Here is a 16652-nt window from a genome sequence, read left to right as displayed (position 1 = left end):
ATAAAAGGGGAATGTCTTATGACAACATATACGAGCGAGATAAAAAAAGGTTTAGTTACTGAAGAAGATGTGGACATTTTAAAAATAATGGCGCATCCAATACGATTACAAATTGTAAATGAGTTAAGTGTACGCAAAACTTGTAATGTAACGCAATTAACAGAAATATTAAATATTCCTCAATCGACTGTTTCGCAGCATTTATCAAAAATGAAAGGTAAAGTGCTAAGAGCTGAAAGAAGAGGATTAGAAATTTATTATTACATTAATAATTTAAAAGCAAGTAAGATTGTTAGTGTTTTAGGATATGTAAATTAATGAAGTGTTATTATACAAAATAGCCTCCGCTGTTAAGCGGGGGCTATTTTGTATTGTTTTATTTATTTGCATTTAAAATTTTATAGTTTTTATGATTTACAATTGTTCGGTCAAATTCAAAAGTACCACCGCTTACATCTGTAACTTCAACTAAGACCGATTCAGTGTATAGTTTTAGTACAGATGCTGTGATCTTTAAGTTATTTCGTTGAAATAGTATAGTATCGCCTACGTTTGCTTTCATAGTACCTCCTTATAAAAGTCAGAAATGTTTGTTTATTATATATATTAAACCACGTATAGATATATTAGTGAATGTTTAGTTTTTATTTATCAATAAAATATTTGTTGTTTAATAAAAATTAAAGTGCAACATTATGTAAATGAATTATATATTTTCTATTTTTATGTAGAAAATTGTAAAAAAACGTTGTAATTCTGTATGTTTCGTTAGGAAAACAAGATATACGGAAGTGGAAATGTATAAATGATGGAATTTTTGATTACAAGCATTGTAATGAGAAGCCAGATTACAAGACTATTAAATGATTTGTATCAAGAAATACAGACGCAACATGTTATAAACGTTGAAGAGTTAAATAAGAATAGGATAAGCAAAATATTGAAGTCCAGCCATGGATAATTCGATATTTTTTTGGGTAAAAGAGGATGTGAAAGCCCCGTAAGTCGTATTGATATGCAAAACATTATAAAAGCTGCTACGTATTTAACAAACAGTTTTTTTGTATTTCACCCTTCGTTTTATGTAACTGGTTCCATATATTTGACGCTCCGTCTTGTAAGTGCTTACATAATCGGTAACATCCTATACAATGAAGTTGTTAAATCGAATGAGGTGGCGAAAATGAAAATGAAAAAAGCATATTTAGCGAATAGCATTGAAATAGAAAGAGGAGGAGAGATGGTATGAAAAAATCATCGGTTAATCCATGGCTTGTTGTTCTTGGCACAGTCATAGTACAAATGGGGCTTGGAACGATATATACATGGAGTTTATTCAATCAACCCTTAGTGAGTAAATACGGTTGGAGTCTTAACGCTGTTGCTATAACTTTCTCAATTACTAGCCTTTCTTTAGCGTTTTCAACTTTGTTTGCGAGTAAATTGCAAGAAAAATGGGGACTTCGTAAACTTATTATGATAGCTGGACTAGCGTTAGGACTTGGATTAATACTTAGTTCACAAGCTTCCTCATTATTAATGCTTTATGTACTAGCAGGAGTTGTTGTAGGTTACGCAGATGGTACAGCATATATCACTTCACTATCCAATTTAATAAAGTGGTTTCCAGAGCGTAAAGGTTTAATAGCCGGTATATCTGTCTCTGCATATGGTACGGGTAGCCTAATATTTAAATACATAAACGCAATGTTGATTGATTCAGTTGGTGTATCGCAAGCGTTTATATACTGGGGTTTAATTGTTACAGCTATGATCGTGATTGGCGCTTGTTTAATCCATCAAGCTGCTGATCAAGGTGCAGTTCAGGAAACAAAAACTAAAGAATATACAACAAAAGAAATGTTAGGCACAAAACAAGTATACTTATTATTTATTATGTTATTTACATCATGTATGAGTGGCTTATACTTAATTGGCATGGTAAAAGACATCGGTGTTCAACTTGTAGGGCTTAGCGCAGCAACAGCAGCTAATGCGGTGGCTATGGTTGCAATCTTCAATACATTGGGTCGTATCATTCTAGGACCATTATCAGATAAAATCGGCCGTTTAAAAATCGTTACTGGTACTTTTGTTGCTATGGCGACTTCAGTCTTGGTTCTAAGTTTCGTAGATTTAAATTATGGTATCTACTTCGTCTGTGTAGCAAGTGTAGCGTTTTGCTTTGGTGGAAATATCACTATTTTCCCAGCTATTGTTGGTGATTTCTTCGGTATGAAAAACCATAGTAAGAACTACGGAATTGTGTATCAAGGATTTGGATTTGGAGCGCTTGCAGGTTCCTTTATCGGTGCACTTCTAGGTGGATTCAAACCAACCTTTATGGTGATCGGCGTATTATGTGTCGTGTCATTCATTATCTCAATTTTAATTCAAGCACCTAATCAGAAAAAAGAAAAAGAAGAAGAGTATCGCAGCGTAGCGTAAATATTTAAATTATCTATAACACTATGGTAACTAAAAAGTCCCCTATTAAATAGGGGACTTTTTTTTGATACATAATAAAATTAGGAAAGGAAAGTGGATAACGAACCACTTTCTTTTTTTCTTCATGAACTATTTTTAATTGTTTTTCTCTACTCAGCCTTTATGATTTACATTATTTTACTAATGGAAGGGCCAGTGAAGTACCTAATTGGATTATATTGGAATACTATTGAGTGATACATAATATATGAGAATCTTTGATTATATATAGGATATTCATTGAGAAATGCAAGATGAAAAATAAAATATTTTCAGAAAAATGTTGAGAAAAGAAAAACTTAAATTTTTGATAAAGTATTGTAGGTGAAGAAATCTACAGGTTCTCTTTTGGAATTTCAAAAAAGATGATAAGAAATTATAGATTAAATTTTTATTTAAAGTACTATGTAATGCTTAAAGATAAAGCGTTACATGGAAACGTAAAAAAATTTTATCTGAAAAATAAAAAAAGATTGACAAGTATATTGAGAAACATTATCATTTCGATGTAGATACAGAAAATGAAAATCATTATCAATAGATTGGTTTTGTTTCCTTTTCTATAATTAAGTAATAGAAAACACACTTGACCAATTAGTTTAGTAAGTGTATTATTTTTTACATCATAATTGATAATGAAAATCATTATTGTTTGTGTTGTTTAATGAGATTAATTTTTATATGAGAGGATAGAGGAAATGAACTTAGGGGAATTTGATGGAAAAACCGTTTTAGTAACAGGTGCCGCTCAAGGTATAGGTAGTGTTGTAGCAAAAATGTTTTTAGAAAGAGGAGCTACAGTTATTGCGGTTGATCAAAATGCAGAAGGGCTTAATATGTTTTTAAATCATTATGCATCAAATGAAAGTCGTATTAAGACGTTTCATTTAGATGTGAGTGATAGTGTCACTGTTGAAGAGGTAGTAAAACGAATTGAAAATGATATAGCGCCAATAGATATATTAGTAAATGTTGCAGGGGTTCTACGTATGGGAGCGATTCACTCTTTAAGTGACGAAGAATGGAATAAAACATTCTCTGTAAATACTACAGGAGTTTTCTATATGTCCCGAGCAGTAAGTAAACATATGATGTTAAGGAAGTCAGGAGCAATTGTTACAGTTGGTTCAAATGCGGCAAATACTCCGAGAATGGAGATGGCTGCGTATGCTGCATCAAAAGCTGCAACGACGATGTTCATGAAGTGTTTAGGATTAGAACTTGCAGCATACAATATTCGTTGTAACTTAGTTTCTCCGGGTTCTACTGAAACTGAAATGCAAAGATTACTATGGGCTGATGAGAATGGAGCTAAAAATATAATTGCTGGTTCTCAAAATACATATAGACTCGGAATTCCTTTACAAAAAATTGCACAACCTTCAGAAATTGCTGAAGCAGTATTGTTTTTAGCTTCAGATAAAGCAAGTCATATTACAATGCACAATTTATGTGTAGATGGCGGAGCTACATTAGGAGCTTAATAAAAAATTCAGGAGGTTATTATACTATGAATGAACTTACAGCCGTAAAGGAACTGTCAGAAAAACTTTTAGAAGATTATAAGACTGAATCTTCATTCTTTTTTGCTTCACCAAATCGAACGATATTGGCAGAAGGAGAGTTTACTACAGTAAAACATAGTGAAATCGAAAGTTTTCCAGAGCTTGTAAAGGCGGTATTAAGTAATGCCAAACAGGATGGAAATCCAAATCCTATCGTTGTAGGAGCTTTGCCATTTGATCGTAGAAAAGAAGTTCAACTTATTGTACCAGAATATTGCAGAATTACTGAGCGTTTACAGTTAGAAAAAACAAATGAGATAAAACAAAATGAGAAACTGGCATTTGAAATGACACCAGTTCCAGAGCCTGAAGTTTACATGAATGGTGTGAAGCAAGGAATAGCAAAAATTCAGGACGGAGATTTAAAGAAAATCGTTCTATCTAGATCGTTGGATGTTAAATCTTCAGAGGTAATTGATAAACAAAAGCTTCTTCGTGAATTAGCAGAACATAATAAGCACGGCTACACATTTGCTGTTAATTTACCGAAAGATGAAAACGAGAGAAGTAAGACGTTAATTGGAGCAAGCCCTGAATTACTTGTTTCACGTCATGGTATGCAAGTCATTTCTAATCCGTTAGCTGGTTCAAGACCACGTAGTGATGATCCAGCAGAAGATAAAAGAAGAGCAGAAGAATTACTTTCTTCTCCAAAAGATTTACATGAACATGCGGTAGTAGTTGAAGCGGTTGCCGCTGCACTTCTTCCGTATTGTCATACATTACATGTTCCGGAAAAACCATCAGTTATTCATAGTGAAGCAATGTGGCATTTGTCTACAGAAGTGAAAGGTGAACTTAAGGATCCAAATACTACTTCTTTAGAATTAGCAATTGCTCTTCATCCTACGCCAGCAGTTTGCGGAACTCCAATGGAAGAAGCAAGAGAAGCTATTCAAAAAATTGAGCCATTTGACCGTGAATTCTTTACAGGAATGTTAGGGTGGAGCGATTTAAATGGAGATGGTGAATGGATTGTTACAATTCGATGTGCTGAAGTGCAAGAAAATACACTTCGCTTATATGCAGGCGCTGGAGTTGTTGCTGAGTCAAACCCAGAAGATGAGTTAGCAGAAACATCAGCTAAATTCCAAACAATGTTGAAAGCTTTAGGGTTAAGTGATAGTTCAGTGAATGAAAAGTAGGGGGAAGAAAGAATGTTAGCAGGTTATACGGAATGGCCCAAAGAATTTGCAAATCGTTATCGAGAAGAAGGATGTTGGCTTGGAGAAACATTTGGTTCGATGTTAAGAGAACGCGCTGAAAAGCACGGAGATGAAATTGCGATTGTAAGTAGTAATACACATATAACGTATAGTGAACTTGATAAAAAGGTAGATCGCTTAGCTGCAGGTTTATTGAATTTAGGAATAAAGCAAGAGGACCGAGTTGTTCTTCAGCTACCCAATGTTATAGAGTTTTTCGAAATATGTTTTGCACTATTTCGAATTGGAGCACTTCCTGTTTTTGCACTACCTTCTCATCGCAGTAGTGAAATTAGTTATTTTTGCGAGTTTGGTGAGGCGAGTGCTTACATTATTTCAGATAAGGCTCTCGGCTTTGATTACCGAAAACTAGCAAGAGAAGTGAAAGAGAAAGTTCCCGCTTTACAACATGTAATCGTAGTGGGGGAAGAAGAAGAATTTGTGAACATAAATAATCTTTATATGGATCCGGTTCCATTACCAGAAGTTCAGCCAAGTGATGTGGCGTTTCTCCAATTATCAGGAGGGACAACAGGGCTTTCTAAATTAATTCCTAGAACACATGATGACTATATTTATAGTTTACGTGTTAGCGCTGAAATTTGTAATTTGAATGCAGAAAGTGTCTATATGGCAGTTCTTCCAGTAGCACACAATTACCCAATGAGTTCTCCAGGGACATTTGGAACTTTTTATGCGGGTGGAAAAGTAGTGTTGGCAACTGGAGGGAGTCCAGATGAGGCATTTGCTCTTATAGAAAAAGAAAAAGTGACGATTACCGCTCTCGTTCCGCCATTAGCAATGATTTGGCTTGATGCTGCATCTTCCCGTAACAACGATTTATCGAGCCTGCAAGTTATTCAAGTAGGAGGTGCGAAATTTAGTGCCGAAGTTGCGAAGCGTATTCGCCCTACATTTGGATGTACGTTACAGCAAGTGTTCGGTATGGCAGAAGGGTTAGTAAATTACACAAGATTAAATGATCCTGAAGAAATCATTATTCATACACAAGGTAGACCGATGTCTACATTCGATGAAGTAAGAGTTGTTGATGAAAATGATAATGATGTTAAGTCTGGTGAAGTAGGCAGTTTATTAACGCGAGGGCCATATACAATTCGTGGCTATTATAAAGCAGCAGAGCATAATGCAAGATCATTTACAGAAGATGGTTTTTATCGCACAGGTGATCTTGTGAAAGTGAATGAACAAGGTTACATCATTGTAGAAGGAAGAGATAAAGATCAAATTAACCGTGGTGGTGAGAAAGTTGCTGCGGAGGAAGTTGAAAATCATCTTTTAGCACACGAGGCAGTACATGATGTAGCAATTGTATCTATGCCTGACGATTATTTAGGAGAACGTACTTGTGCTTTTGTTATAGCTCGTGGACAAACTCCAACAGTAAGTGAATTAAAAATATTTTTAAGAGAACGTGGTATAGCGGCGTATAAGATTCCAGATCGAATCGAATTTATTGAATCATTCCCGCAAACAGGTGTTGGAAAAGTAAGCAAAAAAGAATTACGTAAAGTCATTGCTGCAAAACTTATTACAGTAAAACGATAAAAAACTATTAAAATCGGAAGGAAGTGATTAGATGGCTATCCCATCTATTTCAGTATATAAAATGCCAATTGAATCAGAACTACCAAAAAATAAAGTGAATTGGACGCCAAATCCGAAACGTGCGGTTCTTCTAATCCATGACATGCAAGAATATTTTCTTGATGCATATAGCGATAAAGAATCGCCAAAAGTAGAACTAATTTCAAATATTAAGGTGATAAGAGAAAGATGTAAGGAACTAGGTATACCAGTTGTTTATACAGCACAACCTGGTGGACAAACGTTGGAACAACGAGGGTTATTACAAGACTTTTGGGGTGACGGTATTCCTGCTGGACCAGATAAAAAGAAAATTGTCGATGAACTTACTCCAGATGAGGATGATATATTCCTAACAAAATGGAGATATAGTGCATTTAAAAAGACGAATCTATTAGAAATTTTAAATGAACAAGGAAGAGATCAACTTATTATTTGCGGTATTTATGCGCATATTGGCTGCCTTTTAACAGCTTGTGAAGCATTTATGGATGGTATAGAGCCATTTTTTGTAGCAGATGCAGTTGCTGATTTTTCACTAGAGTATCATAAACAAGCATTGGAGTATGCATCTAATAGGTGTGCAGTAACGACATCAACCAACTTACTATTAAAAGATTTACAAAGTGTAAAAGGCGATGAAAGTGAAGGAATCACTTTACAGGAAGTGCATGAACTAGTTGCACAACTACTCCGAGAGCCAGTAGGGAGTATTGAAGTTGATGAAGACTTATTAAATAGAGGACTTGATTCGGTTAGAATTATGAGTTTAGTAGAGAAGTGGCGCCGCGAAGGGAAAGAAATCACTTTTGCAGATTTAGCAGAACGTCCAACTGTTGATGATTGGTACCGTTTACTATCTTCACAAGCAGCACAAGTGCTGTAACAAATAGACTACATAATAAAGGGGTAGTAAAGAATGCCTAACAGTCAAAAGATTCGTCATTCGTTATCATCTGCGCAGTTTGGTATGTGGTTTGCGCAACAATTAGATCCGCTTAGTCCGATTTATAATACTGGGGAATATATAGAAATAAACGGAAATATTAATCAAGAAATTTTCGAGTTAGCTGTACGTAAAGTTGTAACAGCAGCAGAAGCACTTCATGTTCGTTTCGAAGAGGATGAAATTGGCCCATGGCAAGTTATTGAGGAATCGTCAAAGTTTCATATGCATTTTATTGACGTTCGTAAAGAGGAAAATCCTGAAGAAGCTGCTAAGGTATGGATGAAAAATGATTTATCTATGCCCGTGGATTTAACAGAGGATAAATTATTTACTGAAGCACTTATTCAAATTGAAAATAATCGTTTCTTTTGGTATCAGCGCATCCATCACATAGTGATGGATGGCTATGGATTTTCACTTCTTAGCCAAAAGGTAGCGAATGAGTATACATCACTTATAGAAGAAACAAACAAGAATGAAAAGCCATTTGGCTCTCTTGCAAAAATTGTACAAGAAGATAATGAGTATCGTGAATCTAAACAACTTCAGGAAGATCGTAATTTTTGGTTAGAGAAGTTTGCAGATGAACCGGAAGTTGTAAGTTTAGCAGAACGAGCGCCGAGAACATCAAATGGATTTTCACGAGAAACTGCTTATTTATCAAATTCTAGTACGAAAACGTTACTAGAAGGTATCAATATTTCGTTAACGAGTTGGCCCGAATTTGTTGTAGCCGTAACAAGTATTTATATGCATAAATTAACAGGTGCAAATGATATTGTTTTAGGTTTACCGATGATGGGGCGTCTTGGTTCTGTATCTATTTATACACCAAGCATGGTAATGAATTTAGTTCCACTGCGTCTCACTGTAACTCCAAATATAACTCTTGCGGAATTAATACAGCAAGTTTCTAAAGAAATTCGAGACGTACGTCGTCATCATAAATACCGTCATGAGGAATTAAGAAGAGACTTAAAATTATTAGGTGAAAATCAAAGGTTGTTTGGGCCGTTAGTGAATGTTATGCCTTTTGATTACGGGCTTAACTTTGCTGGAAATCGTGGTATTACACATAATTTATCAGCAGGACCCGTCGATGATTTATCGATAAATGTATATAAACGTTTCGATGAAAATGAGTTAATGATTCATTTTGATGCGAATCCGGAAGTATATAGCGATACGGAACTAGCATTGCATAAAGAAAGATTTATGAATCTATTAGAATTAGTGATAAATAATTATCACAAAGACGAGCCGATTGGAAAAATAAACATTACTCTTCCTGAAGAAAATCATAAAGTTTTATTGGAATGGAATGAAACTAAGAAAGCTGAAGAGCTAATTAATCTACCTATATTATTTGAAAAACAAGTACAAAAAAATCCAAATAAAATAGCGGTTATTTGTAACGGGATAAAACTTACGTATAAAGAGCTGAATGAACGAGCGAATGAACTTGCAAACTATTTATTAGAAGAAGGAATACAATCAAATCAGTTTGTAGCCTTAGCATTTCCAAGATCAATAGAAATGGTAGTTAGTATGTTAGCAGTTCTAAAGGCAGGTGCAGCATATTTACCAATAGATCCAGAATACCCAGCCGAGCGAATTACTTATATAGTAAATGATGCAAATCCAGTTTGTATCATAACACATTCAGCTGTTTCATCCTCTTTAGTGATAGAAAATGATATTAAAAAAATCGTATTAAATAGCGAAGAAACGAAAATAGCGTTAAAAACATATTCTCATATGAATATACCATTCAGAAATGATGAATCACTTTTAAACCCAGCTTATACAATTTACACTTCAGGATCAACAGGGAAGCCAAAAGGTGTAATTGTTCCTATGAAAGGTTTAAGTAACTTCTTATTATCTATGAAACATACGTTTTCATTAAATGAAAACGATCATTTATTAGCAGTTACAACGTTTGCGTTTGATATTTCTGCTTTAGAAATTTATTTACCTCTTATTAGTGGTGCAAGTATAACAATTGCTCAGAAAGAGGTAATCCAAGAGCCTTCTGCGTTAACGACACTTTTACAAGAAGAAAGAGCGACAATTATGCAAGCTACACCGACGCTCTGGCAGGCGTTAGTAACTGAATATCCAGAGAGGCTACAAGGGCTAAACGTGCTCGTTGGTGGTGAAGCTCTTCCGGCACATTTAGCAAATAAATTAAAAGAATTAGGTTGCTCTATAACAAATTTATATGGACCAACTGAAACGACAATTTGGTCTACCTTCATGAACATTGATGAAAGTGAAAGTGGTATACCTCCTATTGGAAAGCCAATTTGGAATACTGAAGTGTATGTGTTAGATGCAGGGTTACAACCAGTTCCACCTGAAGTTATTGGTGAATTATATATTGCAGGTGAAGGACTTGCGAACGGATACTTAGGAAAACCTGAGTTAACAGCTGAACGGTTTGTTGCAAACCCTTATGGAAAAGCTGGAGCACGTATGTACCGCACAGGTGATCTTATGAAATGGCGTACCGATGGTGTGTTAGAGTACATTAGTCGCACAGATCATCAAATTAAAATTCGTGGTTTCCGAATTGAATTAGCTGAAATTGAAACGGTGTTACAAGGGCATCAAAGTATTCGACAAGCGGTAGTAATAGTACGAGAAGATCATCCAAATGATAAACGAATCATTGCGTATCTCGTTGCAGAAGAGAAGGAACCAATTAATCTTTCAGAAATTCGTGCTTATGTTTCAGAAAGTTTAGCGAATTATATGGTACCATCGGCATTTGTTGTGCTAGAAGAATTACCATTAACACCAAATGGTAAGGTTGATAGAAAGAAATTACCTGCTCCTGATTTTAATGGAATGAATAATGAGAGAGTTGCTAGAAATCCGAAAGAAGAAATACTATGTGATTTATTTGCAGAAGTACTTGGTATTTCGCGAATTAGCATTGATGATAATTTCTTTGAAATGGGTGGCCATTCGCTTCTTGCATCTCGTTTAATGGCAAGAATTCGTGAAACGTTAAATGTCGAATTAGGAATCGGGAAACTATTTGAATCACCAAATGTTGCTGAATTAGCGAAACAATTGGATCGTGCAAAAAGCGCGAGACCAGCTATTAAGAAAGTAAGTAGACCAAATGAAATTCCACTTTCATTTGCACAGCGCAGGTTATGGTTCTTAAATTGTTTAGAAGGTCCAAGTCCTACTTATAATATTCCGTTAGTTATTCGTATGTCTGGAAAATTGAATGAGGAAGCATTACAAGGTGCCTTTTATGATGTAGTTGAGAAACATGAAACACTTAGAACAATTTTCCCGAATTCACTTGGCAGTTCATATCAAAGAATTCTAGAAATGGATAAATTGAATTTAAAAATGATTATAACAAATACATGTAAGGATGAATTAGAAAGTACACTGTCTGAAGCTGTAAGATATAGTTTTAATCTTGATATCGAACCAGCAATTCGTTTGCAACTTTTTAAAGTAAGTGAAAACGAACATGTATTACTAATTCTCTTGCACCATATTATAGGAGATGGTTGGTCATTACAACCATTAACGAGAGATTTTACAGCGGCCTATAAAGCACGACATCAAGGGGATAGTGTTAAATTAGAAATACTTCCAGTCCAATATGCAGATTATTCACTATGGCAACAACAGCTACTAGGTGATGAAACGACACCAGATAGTCTTATTTCAACACAATTAGATTTTTGGAAAGAGGAACTAAAAGGTTTACCAGATCAAATGGAGTTACCTACAGATTACCAGCGCCCAATTGAAACTAGTTATCGCGGGGAAACAATTTATTTTCATATAGATGAAGGTATGCATAGTAGGTTAGTAGAGCTCGCTCGTAAAAATGGAGTTAGTTTGTTTATGGTGTTGCAAGCAGGACTAAGTGCGCTATTTACAAGATTAGGTGCTGGTACTGATATACCAATTGGTAGTCCGATTGCTGGAAGAAACGACGATGCACTCTCGGGTATAGTCGGTTTATTTGTAAATACATTAGTGTTACGTACGGATACATCGGGAGATCCAATCTTTAAAGAGTTATTGAATAGAGTGAAGCAGGCAAATCTAGCAGCTTATGAAAATCAAGATGTTCCATTTGAACGACTCGTTGAAGTGTTAAACCCAGTACGTACTCGAAATAGTCACCCGCTGTTTCAAGTTATGTTAGCTTTTCAAAATACACCAGAAGCAACGTTTGATGTTCCAGATTTAGAAGCGAGCCTTGAAATTCAAAGTGTTGGCTCTGCAAAATTTGATTTAACATTTGAAATTAGCGAGAGTAACGGAGTTGATGGTACTCCAAACGGCTTACACGGATTGTTAGAGTTTAGTACCGATTTATATAAACGTGAAACGGTTCAAAAACTAATAGAAAGATTCATTCTGTTATTAGATGATGCGGCAAGACATCCGGATCAATCAATTGGTAGATTAGAAATATTAACTTTAGCAGAGCGAAATACAGTTTTACAAAAGTGGAATGGTGGTTTTCAAATTGTACCTGAAATGACATTGCCACAATTATTTGAAAAGCAGGCTTATGTAAGTCCAAATTCTATTGCTGTCGTCTTTGAAGATGAAAAGCTAACTTATGAAGAGCTAAATAGAAAAGCGAATAGAATAGCTCGTTTGTTAATAGCGAAAGGAATCGGTCCTGATCAACTCGTTGCTTTAGCGATGCCGAGATCTTTAAATATGGTTGTAAGCTTACTTGCTGTTCTTAAAGCTGGTGCGGGATACCTTCCGTTAGATCCGGATTATCCGTCAGATCGTATCTCATTTATGCTACACGATGCGAAACCATCGTGTGTTTTAACAAATTCAGATGTGGAAATTGAATGTGATGAGGCACTAAAGATTTTAGTTGATGATGTGAACATAATAGAAGAAATTGAGAAATATAGTGAAGACAATATTGATGAAATGGAGCGCATTAAGCCGTTATCTCCTTCACATATTGCTTACGTTATTTATACGTCAGGCTCAACAGGTAGACCGAAAGGCGTTATGATACCTCATCAAAATGTAGTAAGACTTTTAGGAGCAACTGATCATTGGTTCCAATTTGACGCAGACGATGTGTGGACGATGTTCCATTCATACGCTTTTGATTTCTCAGTTTGGGAAATTTGGGGACCTTTATTATATGGAGGGCGTCTAGTCGTAGTACCACATACTGTAAGTCGCTCACCGAAAGAATTTTTACAACTGCTTGTTCAGGAAAAGGTGACTGTTTTAAACCAAACTCCATCAGCGTTCTATCAACTGATGCAAGCAGATCGTGAAAATGAAGAGATTGGCCAAAAATTATCTTTACGATATGTTGTTTTTGGTGGAGAAGCACTTGAACTAAGTCGATTAGAAGATTGGTATAGTCGTCATCCTCATAACTCACCGAAGCTGATTAATATGTACGGTATTACGGAGACGACGGTACATGTTAGTTATATTGAATTAGATGAAAGTATCGTATCTTTACGGGCAAATAGTTTAATCGGGTGCAGTATACCGGATCTTAAAGTATACGTATTAGATAACTATTTACAACCGATGCCACCTGGAGTAGTTGGAGAAATGTATGTTGCAGGTGCAGGGCTCGCTCGTGGATATTTAGGAAGAGCAGGATTAACTGCTGAACGTTTTATTGCAGACCCATTTGGTAAGCCAGGTACAAGAATGTATCGTACAGGAGACTTAGCACGTTGGCGTCAAGATGGGACGTTAGATTATATAGGACGTGCAGATCATCAAATTAAAATTCGTGGATTCCGAATTGAATTAGGGGAAATAGAAGCGGTAATAATGAAACATCCTAAAGTTGAACAAGTAGCTGTTATTGTACGAGAAGATCAACCAGGGGATAAACGATTAGTTTCTTATATCGTCGCATCAAATAATGAAACGATTGATACGAATGAAATGCGTCAGCATGCGGGAGGTAGTTTACCAGATTACATGGTTCCATACGCTTTTGTAGTAGTAAATGAGTTACCTTTAACGCCAAACGGTAAATTAGATAGAAAGGCATTGCCAGCTCCAGAATTTATTGCATCATCTTCTAGCCGCGGACCAAGAATACCGCAAGAAGAAATATTATGTGACTTGTTTACAGAAGTTTTAAGTGTGTCTCAAATTGGAATTGATGATGGATTCTTTGATCTTGGTGGTCATTCACTTCTTGCAGTGCAGCTGATGAGTCGCATTAAAGAGGCACTTGGAGTTGAACTAAATATCGGAACTTTATTTGCAGCACCTACTGTTGCAGGGCTTGCTGAAAGACTTGAAATGGGGAATGGTCAAAGTGCACTTGATGTGTTGCTTCCATTACGAGCAAGCGGAGATCAATTACCACTATTTTGTGTACATCCAGCAGGTGGATTAAGTTGGTGCTATGCAGGACTTATGAAATCTTTAGGAACAGATTATCCAATCTATGGTGTACAAGCACGTGGTATCGCTAAAAATGAAGAACTTCCAAAAAGCTTAGAGGAGATGGCGGCGGATTATTTAAAACACGTTCATGAAGTACAGCCTCACGGACCGTATCGTTTACTCGGTTGGTCGCTTGGAGGAAATGTTGTTCATGCAATGGCGGCGCAACTACAAAATGAAGGGGAAGAAGTAGAATTACTCGTTATGCTTGATTCTTATCCTGGTCATTTCTTACCAAATACGGAAGCACCTACTGAAGAAGAAGCGTTAATCGCATTACTTGCTTTAGGTGGATATGATCCAGATAACATGGATGGTAAACCACTTACTATGGAAAGTGCGGTTGCAATACTTCGCAAAGATGGAAGTGCATTAGCAAGTCTTGAAGAAGAGACTATTTTGAACTTGAAAGAAACTTATGTAAATTCGGTAGGGTTGTTAGGGAAATACGTACCGAAAGTTTATAACGGAGATATTTTATTCTTTAGATCTACTGTTATACCAGACTGGTTTGATCCTATTTCTCCAAATACGTGGCTAAATTATTTAGACGGGGAAATCGTGCAGCATGATATTGATTGTAGACATAAAGATTTATGTCAACCAGGTCCACTTACAGAAATTGGACAAGTATTAGCGGAATATTTGCAGAATAAGAAAGGGGTAAGTAAAGTATGACGAATCCATTTGAAAATGATAATTACACATATAAAGTATTAATGAATGAGGAGGGCCAGTATTCTCTCTGGCCTGCCTTTCTCGATGTACCTATTGGATGGAATGTTGTACATGAAGAAGCTAGCAGACAAGTTTGCTTAGAATACGTTGAAGTTAACTGGAACGATTTAGATCCGAAAAAAAATCAAATTAGCGAAAAAATATTAGTAGGAAAACAATAATGAAAGCAAACATAAATCCAAAAGTAGTTGTAAGCATCGTTTATATAACAGCGATGTTTATGGCTGCGATGGATGCAACGATTGTGAATGTAGCACTGCAAACGATAAGTAAAGAACTACAAGTACCTCCTTCTGCAATGGGGACAGTAAATATTGGGTATTTAGTTAGCTTAGCTGTTTTTCTTCCGATTTCTGGTTGGTTAGGAGATCGCTTTGGTACGAAAAAAGTATTTTTAACTGCTCTTTTCGTTTTTACAATTGCATCTGCATTATGTGGAATTGCTAATGATATTACTTCATTAAACATTTTTCGTATCATTCAAGGTGCTGGTGGCGGACTTTTAACACCAGTCGGGATGGCGATGTTATTCCGAACATTTTCACCAGAGGAAAGACCAAAAATTTCTCGATTTATTGTACTTCCAATTGCTGTAGCACCAGCGATCGGACCAATTATTGGTGGTTTCTTTGTAGATCAAATGTCTTGGCGCTGGGCATTTTATATTAATCTGCCGTTTGGTATCATTGCGTTGCTATTTGGACTTCTATTTTTAGCAGAGCATATTGAAAAATCGGCTGGTCGTTTTGATTCTATCGGTTTTGTTCTTTCAGCACCAGGTTTTGCGATGCTCATCTATGCACTCAGTCAAGGCCCGTCAAAAGGTTGGATTTCTCCAGAAATAATAAGTACTGGAATAGCTGGGATTGTATTCATTACATTGTTTATAATTGTAGAACTGAAAGTAAAGCAACCGATGTTAGATTTACGCTTATTAAAAGAACCGGTCTTTAGAAAAATGAGTCTTATTTCGTTGTTTTCATCAGCTGGTTTACTAGGAATGTTATTTATTTTTCCGCTTATGTATCAAAATGTAATAGGAGTTTCCGCGCTGGAATCAGGTCTTACGACATTCCCAGAGGCGATTGGATTAATGATTTCTTCACAGTTTGTACCATGGTCGTATAAGAAATTAGGAGCTCGAAAGGTAATCTCTATTGGATTAATAAGTACAGCGGTTATATTTATTTTATTAAGTTTTGTAAATCATGATACGAATCCATGGCAAATACGGGCACTATTGTTTGGCATAGGTATTTTCTTAGGTCAATCTGTCGGTGCAGTTCAATTTTCTGCTTTTAACAATATTGCACCACCTTCTATGGGTAGAGCAACTACTATATTCAATGTGCAAAATCGATTAGGATCTGCCATAGGAGTTGCTGTTTTAGCTAGTATACTATCTGGTTTTGGAAGTAATAACGTACAGAATAATGTACAATCAGATTTCTTACCATATCAAGCTGCATTAATTGGATCAGCAATGTTTTTACTGGTAGCATTACTATTTTCTTTACGTATTTCCGATAAAGAGGTAATGTCAAAGAAGAATAAAAAGCCGGTATCTGTATTACAAAAAAAGAAAGAAGTCGTAAATGAATGAGTTGCAGCATGCTAATACTCTTTTGAAATAAAGTGATATTGGTA

Annotated in this window: 11 protein-coding genes; 10 read left to right on the top strand and 1 reads right to left on the bottom strand. The window is 35.8% G+C overall.

The window, feature by feature from the left end; translation table 11 throughout:
- The first annotated feature begins 18 nt into the window (after positions 1-18).
- Complete coding sequence (locus tag JTF23_RS17375; RefSeq protein WP_002157922.1) at positions 19-318, top strand: ArsR/SmtB family transcription factor; 300 nt, start codon at positions 19-21, stop codon at positions 316-318.
- A 58-nt stretch (positions 319-376) separates the two neighbouring features.
- Here JTF23_RS17375 and JTF23_RS17370 read toward each other — a convergent pair whose 3' ends face one another.
- Positions 377-562, bottom strand: coding sequence for a YkvS family protein (locus JTF23_RS17370; protein WP_002012762.1), 186 nt, complete (start codon positions 560-562; stop codon positions 377-379).
- 453 nt (positions 563-1015) lie between these two features.
- Here JTF23_RS17370 and JTF23_RS17365 point away from each other — a divergent pair, with 453 nt between their 5' ends.
- The 9 genes from JTF23_RS17365 to JTF23_RS17325 all read left to right on the top strand — a co-directional run bounded on the left by JTF23_RS17365 (position 1016) and on the right by JTF23_RS17325 (position 16608).
- A complete protein-coding gene (locus JTF23_RS17365; RefSeq protein ID WP_033710371.1) occupies positions 1016-1249 on the top strand; it encodes a hypothetical protein in 234 nt (77 codons plus the stop codon).
- Positions 1246-2448 carry an L-lactate MFS transporter gene (locus JTF23_RS17360; RefSeq protein WP_078174211.1) on the top strand — a complete coding sequence of 401 codons (1203 nt, stop codon included), beginning with the start codon at positions 1246-1248 and terminating at the stop codon, positions 2446-2448. The genes JTF23_RS17365 and JTF23_RS17360 overlap by 4 nt, the downstream gene beginning before the upstream one ends.
- 737 nt (positions 2449-3185) lie before the next feature.
- Positions 3186-3971 carry a 2,3-dihydro-2,3-dihydroxybenzoate dehydrogenase gene (gene dhbA / locus JTF23_RS17355; RefSeq protein WP_204209276.1) on the top strand — a complete coding sequence of 262 codons (786 nt, stop codon included), beginning with the start codon at positions 3186-3188 and terminating at the stop codon, positions 3969-3971.
- 26 nt (positions 3972-3997) lie between these two features.
- A complete protein-coding gene (gene dhbC, locus JTF23_RS17350) occupies positions 3998-5197 on the top strand; it encodes an isochorismate synthase DhbC (protein ID WP_204209275.1) in 1200 nt (399 codons plus the stop codon).
- Positions 5198-5209: 12 nt separating this feature from the next.
- Positions 5210-6826 (top strand): (2,3-dihydroxybenzoyl)adenylate synthase, encoded by a 1617-nt coding sequence (locus JTF23_RS17345; RefSeq protein WP_204209274.1) that lies wholly within the window; start codon positions 5210-5212, stop codon positions 6824-6826.
- A gap of 31 nt (positions 6827-6857) precedes the next feature.
- A complete protein-coding gene (locus JTF23_RS17340) occupies positions 6858-7751 on the top strand; it encodes an isochorismatase family protein (protein WP_204209273.1) in 894 nt (297 codons plus the stop codon).
- A gap of 33 nt (positions 7752-7784) precedes the next feature.
- A complete protein-coding gene (locus JTF23_RS17335; protein WP_204209272.1) occupies positions 7785-14945 on the top strand; it encodes an amino acid adenylation domain-containing protein in 7161 nt (2386 codons plus the stop codon).
- Positions 14942-15166: an MbtH family protein gene (locus tag JTF23_RS17330; protein WP_002157915.1), complete on the top strand. Its 225-nt coding sequence runs from the start codon at positions 14942-14944 to the stop codon at positions 15164-15166. Before JTF23_RS17335 ends, JTF23_RS17330 begins: the two co-directional genes overlap by 4 nt.
- Positions 15166-16608, top strand: a complete 1443-nt coding sequence (locus JTF23_RS17325) for an MDR family MFS transporter (protein ID WP_204209271.1) — start codon at positions 15166-15168, stop codon at positions 16606-16608. Before JTF23_RS17330 ends, JTF23_RS17325 begins: the two co-directional genes overlap by 1 nt.
- Positions 16609-16652 lie beyond the last annotated feature (44 nt).

This window comes from Bacillus sp. RIT 809, assembly GCF_016892495.1.
Taxonomy (GTDB): domain Bacteria; phylum Bacillota; class Bacilli; order Bacillales; family Bacillaceae_G; genus Bacillus_A; species Bacillus_A cereus_U.
The sequence above is the reverse complement of the archived record's forward strand: the minus strand, read 5'-3'. Positions and strand labels throughout refer to the sequence as shown.

What these genes read in the sequence shown, in the direction of transcription:
- JTF23_RS17360 (WP_078174211.1), top strand. Translation starts at nt 1,246, where the DNA reads ATGAAAAAATCATCGGTTAATCCATGGCTTGTTGTTCTTGGCACAGTC.
- dhbA (WP_204209276.1), top strand. Translation starts at nt 3,186, where the DNA reads ATGAACTTAGGGGAATTTGATGGAAAAACCGTTTTAGTAACAGGTGCC.
- JTF23_RS17340 (WP_204209273.1), top strand. Translation starts at nt 6,858, where the DNA reads ATGGCTATCCCATCTATTTCAGTATATAAAATGCCAATTGAATCAGAA.
- JTF23_RS17375 (WP_002157922.1), top strand. Translation starts at nt 19, where the DNA reads ATGACAACATATACGAGCGAGATAAAAAAAGGTTTAGTTACTGAAGAA.
- JTF23_RS17335 (WP_204209272.1), top strand. Translation starts at nt 7,785, where the DNA reads ATGCCTAACAGTCAAAAGATTCGTCATTCGTTATCATCTGCGCAGTTT.
- dhbC (WP_204209275.1), top strand. Translation starts at nt 3,998, where the DNA reads ATGAATGAACTTACAGCCGTAAAGGAACTGTCAGAAAAACTTTTAGAA.
- JTF23_RS17365 (WP_033710371.1), top strand. Translation starts at nt 1,016, where the DNA reads ATGCAAAACATTATAAAAGCTGCTACGTATTTAACAAACAGTTTTTTT.
- JTF23_RS17370 (WP_002012762.1), bottom strand. Translation starts at nt 562, where the DNA reads ATGAAAGCAAACGTAGGCGATACTATACTATTTCAACGAAATAACTTA.
- JTF23_RS17345 (WP_204209274.1), top strand. Translation starts at nt 5,210, where the DNA reads ATGTTAGCAGGTTATACGGAATGGCCCAAAGAATTTGCAAATCGTTAT.
- JTF23_RS17325 (WP_204209271.1), top strand. Translation starts at nt 15,166, where the DNA reads ATGAAAGCAAACATAAATCCAAAAGTAGTTGTAAGCATCGTTTATATA.
- JTF23_RS17330 (WP_002157915.1), top strand. Translation starts at nt 14,942, where the DNA reads ATGACGAATCCATTTGAAAATGATAATTACACATATAAAGTATTAATG.